At 56.6% G+C, this 8,736-nt stretch carries 8 protein-coding genes; 7 read left to right on the top strand and 1 reads right to left on the bottom strand.

Annotated elements, in window-relative coordinates:
- Positions 1 to 726 precede the first annotated feature (726 nt).
- Positions 727 to 975, top strand: a complete 249-nt coding sequence (locus WMO23_RS02740; RefSeq protein ID WP_020311926.1) for a hypothetical protein — start codon at positions 727 to 729, stop codon at positions 973 to 975.
- Positions 976 to 978: 3 nt separating this feature from the next.
- Here the strand turns inward: WMO23_RS02740 and WMO23_RS02735 are convergent, their stop codons facing one another.
- Positions 979 to 1,185, bottom strand: coding sequence for a zinc-ribbon domain-containing protein (locus tag WMO23_RS02735; protein WP_020311925.1), 207 nt, complete (start codon positions 1,183 to 1,185; stop codon positions 979 to 981).
- 174 nt (positions 1,186 to 1,359) lie between these two features.
- On the opposite strand from WMO23_RS02735, the gene WMO23_RS02730 reads away from it, so the two are divergent.
- From WMO23_RS02730 to hypF, 6 genes are all read left to right on the top strand, one after another.
- Entirely contained in the window at positions 1,360 to 2,616 is a 1,257-nt protein-coding gene (locus tag WMO23_RS02730; RefSeq protein ID WP_020311924.1) for a dicarboxylate/amino acid:cation symporter, read from the top strand.
- Between the two features lie 323 nt (positions 2,617 to 2,939).
- Positions 2,940 to 3,191, top strand: a complete 252-nt coding sequence (locus WMO23_RS02725) for a TM1266 family iron-only hydrogenase system putative regulator (RefSeq protein WP_020310431.1) — start codon at positions 2,940 to 2,942, stop codon at positions 3,189 to 3,191.
- A gap of 9 nt (positions 3,192 to 3,200) precedes the next feature.
- Positions 3,201 to 3,956: a nucleotide-binding protein gene (locus WMO23_RS02720; protein ID WP_020310432.1), complete on the top strand. Its 756-nt coding sequence runs from the start codon at positions 3,201 to 3,203 to the stop codon at positions 3,954 to 3,956.
- Between the two features lie 2 nt (positions 3,957 to 3,958).
- On the top strand, positions 3,959 to 5,263 hold the full coding sequence (locus WMO23_RS02715; protein WP_036201012.1) for a nitrogenase component 1: 1,305 nt from the start codon (positions 3,959 to 3,961) through the stop codon (positions 5,261 to 5,263).
- Positions 5,260 to 6,294: a nitrogenase component 1 gene (locus WMO23_RS02710; RefSeq protein WP_349173200.1), complete on the top strand. Its 1,035-nt coding sequence runs from the start codon at positions 5,260 to 5,262 to the stop codon at positions 6,292 to 6,294. The genes WMO23_RS02715 and WMO23_RS02710 overlap by 4 nt, the downstream gene beginning before the upstream one ends.
- A 1-nt stretch (position 6,295) precedes the next feature.
- A complete protein-coding gene (hypF, locus tag WMO23_RS02705) occupies positions 6,296 to 8,578 on the top strand; it encodes a carbamoyltransferase HypF (protein WP_292298230.1) in 2,283 nt (760 codons plus the stop codon).
- Positions 8,579 to 8,736 lie beyond the last annotated feature (158 nt).

Raw genomic sequence — 8,736 nt, 5'->3', positions numbered from 1 at the left:
TGCTTTTTTTGTTGTTAGCCGTCAGCAGTTAGCAGCTAGCAAGGGCGCCCACGTGGGGCGCCCGTTCGGAATAATGGGGGTACCCATCATACATGACAAGCGATGTGGGACGAGGCGGCTTCCTATCCGACCAGGGTTCCCTGGGATAAGCAGGGAACCGGTTTTGAAGGAGCTCTGCGACGCGCAAAACCGTGTGAGTCGCTTATGCCGAATCTCGTGACCTGATGGAGTGAAAGTATGCGGTCAGACAGAGATACCCTGGATTCGGCAGGAGAGGTGGGACAACCGCCAGTGCTTTTTTGCTGTTCGTTGTTAATGGTTCGTGGCTCGTTTTTGCGGCCTTATGGCCGCATCGTAGGGGCCGATCTTCAACCTCTCAGACCGCCTTTGGCGGTCAGCTCCCCTATAAAGGGAGTCTTGGGCGGCCCGCTGTGATATTTGACCACAGCCTATTCAGAATGATGGTGAGCTTTTACGAGCCACGAACCACGAACAACGAGCCACAGCTTTTTTCATGGTGATATACATAACATCCATGAGGCATGGTTTTGCGAACTGCGACCGGGGAATAGTACATTTTTTCACATAACGGATTGACTTTTCTTATTGTGAAATATATAATGGATACAAAGAATAAAAGCAAGGACAAAGATGTCTTACGAGTACACATTCTGCCCTTGCTCTTTTTTTACTCTTTGTCAAATTTAAACGAAAGGATGGATGGTTATGCTTTCACGGACCTTGTTGGGAATGAGATGGGGCGACTTATCGGAAGATACGCGCCAGATGTTATTGGACCGCGCCGATATCGACGGTTTTAATGGCGCTGATGGAGACCGTTATAGTCGAGGGACGCTCCATTTCCGCAATACCCTCATGGGAATCCAGGCCTCAGTGGAAACAGACCGTTTTTCCGGTGATATGGGAAACAACGGCATTTTCATTGACGATGATGCTGTCATTTCCCGCATCTAACAATCATTTGAATAAGAACACCTTGCATAAGCCGATAATGATAAAGGCTGCAATGATGATGACACTAATAACCCGAGTCTTAGTAAAGATTTTCGGGTTATTTTGTATATTTTTGGGCGGGACTGGCGGTGGTACTTCCTGTTTAGTGCCGCAAATCGGGCACATGAGGACGCCGTCGCGCAGTTCCGTACCACATTTGGGACAAATCATAAGCTCAACTCCTGTTCTTCTTTTATGTATACTATAGAAGGCTGTACCCGCTGTGTCAAGAAGTTATCTTTTTGTGAGGAAAATATACATATAAAACCTTGTGTATTTGGCGAAAATAGCATACAATTTTATTTATCTGCTGTTTTTTATTACCAGAGAAAAGGAGATACAGCCTTGAAGAAAAAAATTGGCTTGAGTTCCCAAATTTTAATCGGCCTGGCCCTCGGTGCCCTGGTCGGTTATTTGTTCCCCGATTTCGGCGATAAGCTGAAACCCTTCGGTGATGCCTTCCTGCGCATGATCAAGATGATTGTCGTGCCCCTTATTTTCAGTACCCTGGTCATGGGTATTGCCGGTACGGGCGATTTTAAAAAGCTCGGCCGCTTAGGCGGCAAGGCCATCATTTGGTTCGAGTTCGCTACGACCATCGCCCTGGCCATCGGCCTGTTGTTCATGAATATTGCAGAACCCGGTGTGGGCGTCACTTTATCGGCTTCGGCAGCGAATGCTTCCAATGCCGCAGCTGCCAGCCAGCACAGTGTCGACCTCGTCGACTATGCCGTCCACATCATCCCGACCAACATCGTCGATGCCATGGCCCGGCAGGATATGCTGCAGATCATCTTTTTTGCCTGCTTCTTTGGCGTCGCTGTCGCCCATATCGGCGGCAAAGGTGAAACCATTGTCGATATCTGCCAGAGCGTGGCTGAAGCCATGTTCAAAGTAACGGGCTATGTCATGCACTTTGCGCCTATCGGTGTCTTTGCCATGATTGCCTATACCGTCGGCAGCTATGGCATTGCCATGCTCATCCCCTTGGGCAAGCTCATCTTGTCCGTCGCCGGTGCTACGGCGCTGTTCATCTGTGTCGTCGCCCTCATTGCCAGCCTTTTTACGGGCATCAATTTCTTCCACGTCATCCGGGCCTTGAAGGACATCCTCTTCCTGGCTTTCTCGACGGCCAGCAGTGAAGCCGCCCTGCCCGGCGCCATGAAGCGCCTGGAAGAATTGGGCGTTCCCAAGACGATTGTCACCTTTGTCATGCCGACGGGTTATTCCTTCAACCTCGACGGCTCGACGCTGTACAGTTCAGCCGGTATCTTGTTCATTGCCCAGCTCTACGGTATCCAGATGCCCATTGAGCAGCAGCTACTGGTCATGGTCACGCTCATGCTGTCGACCAAGGGCATTGCCGGTGTTCCCGGTGCGGGCATCATCGTCGTCGCTGCGACGGCAGCGGCCTTCAATCTGCCTACAGAAGGCGTCGCCATCCTCCTGGGCATCGACCGCCTCCTCGACATGATCCGCACGATCTGCAACGTCTGTGGCAACTGCATGGCTACGGTCGTCGTCGCCTGCTGGGAAAAGGAATTGAACAAGGCCACGTTCAATGAAAAGTACCGCGCTTTTTTGGGCGGAAAAAATAGGTGAGTATTCGCCAAAGTAGACTAAATCTGTTATAATAATAGGGTAAATAAGTGCTCCGTAAGGATTGCCTGACGGAAAACTTCATCTATGAAGCAACCGTGCTCCTCTGCAAAGACTTGACTGCGCAGATGAGGCGAAAGCACAATTATCCGAAGGGACTGTCGCACGGAGGCTTCTGCCATCATGCGTGGTCCCTTTTGATTATAGTTTGTAGATGAGGGCTTTCAATTCAAAGACCTTCACTAAAAACTACAAACTGGAAACTTAAAACTCAAAAAGGGGCGTCGCACGTGCGACAGCCCCTTTTTTCTTTAGGAGGTACGAATATGGAAACGAGAGTCGCTTTAATCGGTATTATCGTAGGGAATCGCCAGGAATCGACTAAATTAAATGAGATCCTGCATGAATATGGCCAGTATGTCGTCGGCCGCATGGGGGTCCCTTATAAGGATAAGGATATCAACGTCATCAGCCTCATCGTCGATGCGCCGCAAGACGTCATCAGCGCTTTGTCGGGGAAATTAGGGATGCTCCCGGAAGTCAGCACCAAGACGATTTACCCGCCTATGCCGCAGTAGGAGGCGCGTATGCTGAAAATTGCGATTTACGGCAAAGGCGGCATCGGGAAATCGACGATGACCAGTAATCTGGCCGCTGCCTTCGCCTATTTAGGCAAGAAAGTCATCCAGATCGGCTGTGACCCTAAGGCCGATTCGACGTTCAATCTGCTCGGCGGCCATCCCGTCCAGCCGGTCATGAATTATCTGCGGGAACACGACGAAGATCCAGAATCCATCGAGGATATTTCCCGCATCGGCTATGGCGGTGTCCTCTGTATCGAAACGGGCGGTCCTACGCCGGGCCTGGGCTGTGCCGGCCGGGGCATTATCGCCACTTTTTCTTTGTTGGAAGATTTAGGCCTCTTTGAAAAATATGAGCCCGACGTCGTCCTGTACGATGTCCTGGGCGACGTCGTCTGCGGTGGCTTTGCAGCGCCTATCCGCGAAGGCTATGCGGAACAGGTCCTCATCGTCACATCGGGCGAAAAAATGGCTCTCTACGCAGCCAACAACATCAATACGGCTGTGGCCAATTTTGCCGACCGCAGCTATGCCAAGGTCCGGGGTATCCTCCTCAACCGCCGCAACGTCCCCGACGAAGAAGCGAAGGTCCGGGCCTTTGCCGAAAAGGCTCACCTTTCCATCGTCGGCGACATTCCCCGCAGCGACGACATCAACCGCTATGAAGATCTGGGCCAGACCGTCATCGAAGGCGATCCGGACCTGCCTATCAGCCATATCTTCCTCGATTTGGCCCAAAAATTATTACAAGACAAGGAATGATTATGACAGAACGAAAACCTTATGCTATCACCGTGCAGGACCTGGTGACGCGCGGCCGCGATGATATCCCGGCTGAACTCGTCACGTCGACGCACCTCATCTATAATTCTCCGGCTGCCCTGGCCTTCAACTCGCCTGGGGCCCAGGGCTTCGGCGTCAAACGGGCAGGCCTGTCCATTCCCGGATCGGTCATGCTCCTGGTCGGACCGGGCTGCTGTGGCCGCAATACGACGATCCTCAGCGAAATGGGCGGGTACAGCGACCGTTTCTTCTTCTATATCATGGATGAAACGGACATCGTCACGGGCCGCCATCTGAAGAAAATCCCCCAGGCCGTCTGTGAAGTCGTCGACAGCCTGGCTGAAAAGCCGTCAGTCGTCATGATCTGCATGACCTGTGTCGACGCCCTTCTGGGGACCGATATGGAACGGGTCTGCCGCAAAGCCGAAAAGGAAGCGGGCCTGCCCGTCGTGCCCTGCTACATGTACGCTCTGACCCGGGAAGGCCGCAAGCCGCCGATGGTCGACGTCCGCCGGGCCATTTATTCGCTGCTGGAAAAACAGCCGCGCCGCCGCCGGACGGTCAATCTCCTGGGCTATTTCGCGCCCTTGCAGGACGACTGCGAGTTGTACGACATCCTGAGAGGCGTCGGCTTTAATCAGATCAATGAGATTTCCCGCTGTCCCGACTTTGCCGCCTATAAGGCCATGTCCCAGGCCAACGTCAACATCATCCTCAATCCGGAAGCGCGCCTGGCTGCCCAGGATATGGAAAAGCGCCTGGGTATTCCCAGCATCGAGCTGACCCGTCTCTACCAGGTCGCCCAGATCCACAAACAGTATCAGGCCCTGGCTCAGGTACTGGGGACGACCATCGATGACAGTGCCTGGCATGAACGGGCCCAGGCCGTCGTTCGGGCTGTGCGGGAAAAATGCAGCGGCACGACCGTGGCCATCGGCGAGATGCAGAACGGCAACGCCTTTGAAATGGCCCTGGCCCTGACCCGCTACGGTTTCGTCATCCGCGAAATCTACGCCAACCTGGGGCCGGACGATTTCGTCTACCTGCGCCACCTGGCCCAGCTGAGCCCGGATACGCAGGTATACTCCAATTTGTCGCCGTCCATGCTCTATTACCGGGGACAGGACCATCCTGTCGACGTCACCATCGGCAAAGATGCCGCATATTATCATGAACAGGCCGCCCATCTCTCGTGGGATGAAGATATCCAGCCCTTCGGTTATGCCGGAGTCATTTCACTGTTACAGCGGCTGGAGCAGGCCTTGTTGGAAAGGAAACATCCATGAAAGGTTTATGGAAATATATTTCACCCTTTGCACCGGACGACTCCGGCGCGGCGGTCGTCCTCTACGGACTGAACGGCATCGTCGTCATTTGCGATGCCGGCGGCTGTGCCGGCAACATCTGCGGTTTCGATGAACCGCGCTGGTTCAGTGGGAAAAAGAGTGCCGTCTTCAGTGCCGGCCTGCGCGATATGGACGCCATCCTCGGCCGCGACGACCGCCTGGTCGATAAACTCTGCCAGGCTGCCGAAACGATTGATGCCGACTTTGCCGCTATCGTCGGGACGCCGGTCCCGTCGGTCATCGGCACGGACTATAAGGCCTTGAAGCACATGGCTGAAAAGAAGCTGTCCATCCCAGTCGTCACAGTCGATACGACGGGCATGGATTACTACGACAAGGGCATCGAAAAGGCCTACGACGCCTTATTCCCGGTCCTGGCCGACCCGTCGCAGCAGGCCGAAGCCGATACAGTCGGCGTCCTCGGCGCTGTTCCCCTGGAACTGATGCACCCTGGCGATATCGAATGGATCAGCCAGTCCCTGGTCGAAGACGGCTGGCAGCAGATTCTCTTGTTCGATGAAATCGACGATTACCGCAAGGCCGGCAAGGCCTCCCTCAATCTGGTCCTCTCACCGGCCGGCCTGAAGGCCGCTCAATATCTGCAGAAGACCTTCGGGACACCTTATGAGCTCCATTACTTCGGCCTCGATGCCGTCGTCGATTTTGACGACAACCTCTTTTCTGGCAAGAACGTCCTCATCATCCATCAGGCTGTCGCTGCCTCGGCTATGGCCGCCATGGCCGAAGAAGCCGGTGCCGCTTACGTGACGACGGCTTCGTGGTTCATGGGGCTCCCTGAGCCGCAGGGGACGGACTGTGTCCGGCTCCGTGAAGAAGACGACCTGCGCCGCCTGGCCGACAACGACCAGTTCGACATCATCCTCGGCGATGCCTATTTCCGCCGGGCCCTGCCGAACTTCCACGGCCAATACGTCGATTTCCCGCATTTCGCCGTGTCCGGGAGGGGATAAGATGCATACGGAACGGATTTGTGTCTTTGGCATCGTCCAGGGCGTCGGCTTTCGGCCCTTTGTCAGCCGCATCGCAGCGGCTCATGCCATTCACGGGACGGTCTGCAATAAGGGCTCTTATGTGGAAATCCTGGCCCAAGGTTCCCCGGCGGCGCTGATGGCCTTCCACGATGATTTGGAAGGCAAGGCGCCTGAACGGTCGGCTATCCTGAAAGTCGTCACGACGACGGAAGACCGGCCGCCGTACGAGGATTTTTCCATCGTCGAGAGCGCCAGGGAAAAAGGCGATATCTTCGTGTCGCCGGACATTGCCATCTGCGATGCCTGCAAAGCGGAGCTCTTCGATAAGACCAACCGCCGCTATCTCCACCCCTTCATCAACTGCACGGCCTGTGGCCCGCGGCTGACCATCCTCGATGCCATGCCTTACGACCGCGAACGGACGAGTATGGGCGAGTTCCCCATGTGTCCCCAGTGTGAGTATGAATATACCCACGCCGAAACGCGGCGTTACGATGCCCAGCCGGTCTGCTGCAACGACTGCGGTCCGGAAGTCTATCTCCTGGACCGGCCCGAACGGCGCCGTCAGGCCATCATTGCGGCCAGACAGGCGATTATTGATGGAAAAATCATCGCCGTCAAGGGCATCGGCGGCTTCCACCTCTGCTGTGATGCCCGCAATGAACAGGCTGTCCAGACCCTGCGTCAGCGCAAGCGGCGGCCTGTAAAGCCTTTTGCCGTCATGATGAAGGACCTCGACGCCGTGCGCCGGCAGTGCATCATTCCCGATGGGGCGGAAAACGTCCTCGACGGCCATCAGAAGCCGATTATCTTACTGCCCAAGAAAGGCAGTCAGACCCTGGCGCCGTCCATTGCACCGGGCAATCCGTCTGTCGGCGTCATGCTGCCCTATACGCCGCTCCATCTGCTGCTCTTTACTTATGACGACGGCCTCGCCGTACCGGATGCACTGGTCATGACCAGCGCCAATGAGTCCGGCGCGCCTATCTGTCACGATGACGACGAAGCGCGGCAGGAACTGTCCGGCCTCTGCGACCTCATCCTGAGCCACAACCGCCGCATCCGCCTGCGGGCCGATGATTCGGTCATGGACTGGTATGACGGCAAGCCCTATATGATACGCCGCTCCCGGGGCTATGCGCCGCTGCCTTTCTTCTATGGAAAGGGAAGCGGCAAGGATGTCCTGGCTATGGGTGGAGAATTGAAGAACTGTTTCTGCATCGGCCGCAATCACCTGTTCTATCCTTCGCCGTACATCGGCGACATGGCCGATATACGGACTGTCGAAGCCCTGCGCCAGTCCATCCGGCGCATGACGACGCTCCTCGAAGCCAAGCCGTCTGTCGTCGCCTGCGACCTGCACCCGCGCTATAACACGACGGCCGTAGCCCATGAACTGGGCCTGCCCGTCGTCGCCGTCCAGCATCACTATGCCCATATCCTGTCCTGCATGGCTGAAAACGACTGGGAAGAACCGGTCATCGGCATCGCCTTTGACGGTACCGGCTACGGGACAGACGGGACGATTTGGGGCGGCGAAGTCCTGGTCAGTGACGTCCATGGCTTTCAGCGGTCTGCGTCAATCCAGCCTTTCTGGCAGCGCGGCGGCGACGCATCGGCCCGCGAGGGCTGGCGCATTGCCGTCAGCCTCATCGACAGCTTGCAGAAGGACCGGAGCCAGGCGGCGTCCATGATCGAAGCCCTGCACCTTTGCAGTGAAGCCGAACGGCAGGCCCAGTTCTTCCTGGCTGACCAGCAGATCAACAGCGTCTTGTCGACCAGTGCCGGCCGCCTCTTCGACGGCATCAGCGCTATCTTGGGGATTTGCCGGGCTTCGACCTTTGAAGGCCAGGCGTCGATGGCCCTCCAGTTTGCCGCTGAGGCCTGGGAAAAAGACCGTCCCGCACCGGATGTGACGCCCATGGCGCCCATCCATGGCCAAGAGCGGCTGCTCCTGCCGACGGGTGTCCTGGTCCGGCAGATACTGGAAGGCCGCCTGGCCGGAGAAGCGGCCGGCTGCCTGGCCTATGCATTTCATCGGGGCCTGGCCGCCATGATTGCCGGGGCCTGCCTGGCCGTGCAGGAAGAAACGGGACTGCACGCCGTGGCCCTGAGCGGCGGCGTCTTCCAGAACCGCCTGCTCCTGCGCCTTTGCGACCAGACCCTGCAGCACCTGGGCTTCACCGTCCTCAAGCACAGCACGGTCCCGCCCAACGACGGCGGCATCGCCTTAGGACAGGCCGTTTACGCCGCGTATGCGTAGGGGCCGCCTGGAAGGCGGCCCGCAGGCCGCAGGTCGCAGGTCGCAGGTCGCAAGGCTCCCCTGATAGGGGAGCTGGCCGCCGTAGGCGGTCTGAGAGGTTGCCCGTCCGGACTGATGGTGTACACGTCGTGCATGTATTCGTAGGCCCGCAAGGCTCC

It is taken from the genome of Megasphaera intestinihominis (genome assembly GCF_040096415.1).
GTDB classification, from domain to species: Bacteria; Bacillota; Negativicutes; order Veillonellales; family Megasphaeraceae; genus Megasphaera; species Megasphaera intestinihominis.
This window is presented reverse-complemented; position numbering and strand designations above follow the sequence as displayed.

Coding starts and splice junctions, on each gene's coding strand:
- WMO23_RS02735 (WP_020311925.1), bottom strand. CDS start 1,185: ATGATTTGTCCCAAATGTGGTACGGAACTGCGCGACGGCGTCCTCATG.
- WMO23_RS02740 (WP_020311926.1), top strand. CDS start 727: ATGCTTTCACGGACCTTGTTGGGAATGAGATGGGGCGACTTATCGGAA.
- WMO23_RS02725 (WP_020310431.1), top strand. CDS start 2,940: ATGGAAACGAGAGTCGCTTTAATCGGTATTATCGTAGGGAATCGCCAG.
- hypF (WP_292298230.1), top strand. CDS start 6,296: ATGCATACGGAACGGATTTGTGTCTTTGGCATCGTCCAGGGCGTCGGC.
- WMO23_RS02720 (WP_020310432.1), top strand. CDS start 3,201: ATGCTGAAAATTGCGATTTACGGCAAAGGCGGCATCGGGAAATCGACG.
- WMO23_RS02710 (WP_349173200.1), top strand. CDS start 5,260: ATGAAAGGTTTATGGAAATATATTTCACCCTTTGCACCGGACGACTCC.
- WMO23_RS02715 (WP_036201012.1), top strand. CDS start 3,959: ATGACAGAACGAAAACCTTATGCTATCACCGTGCAGGACCTGGTGACG.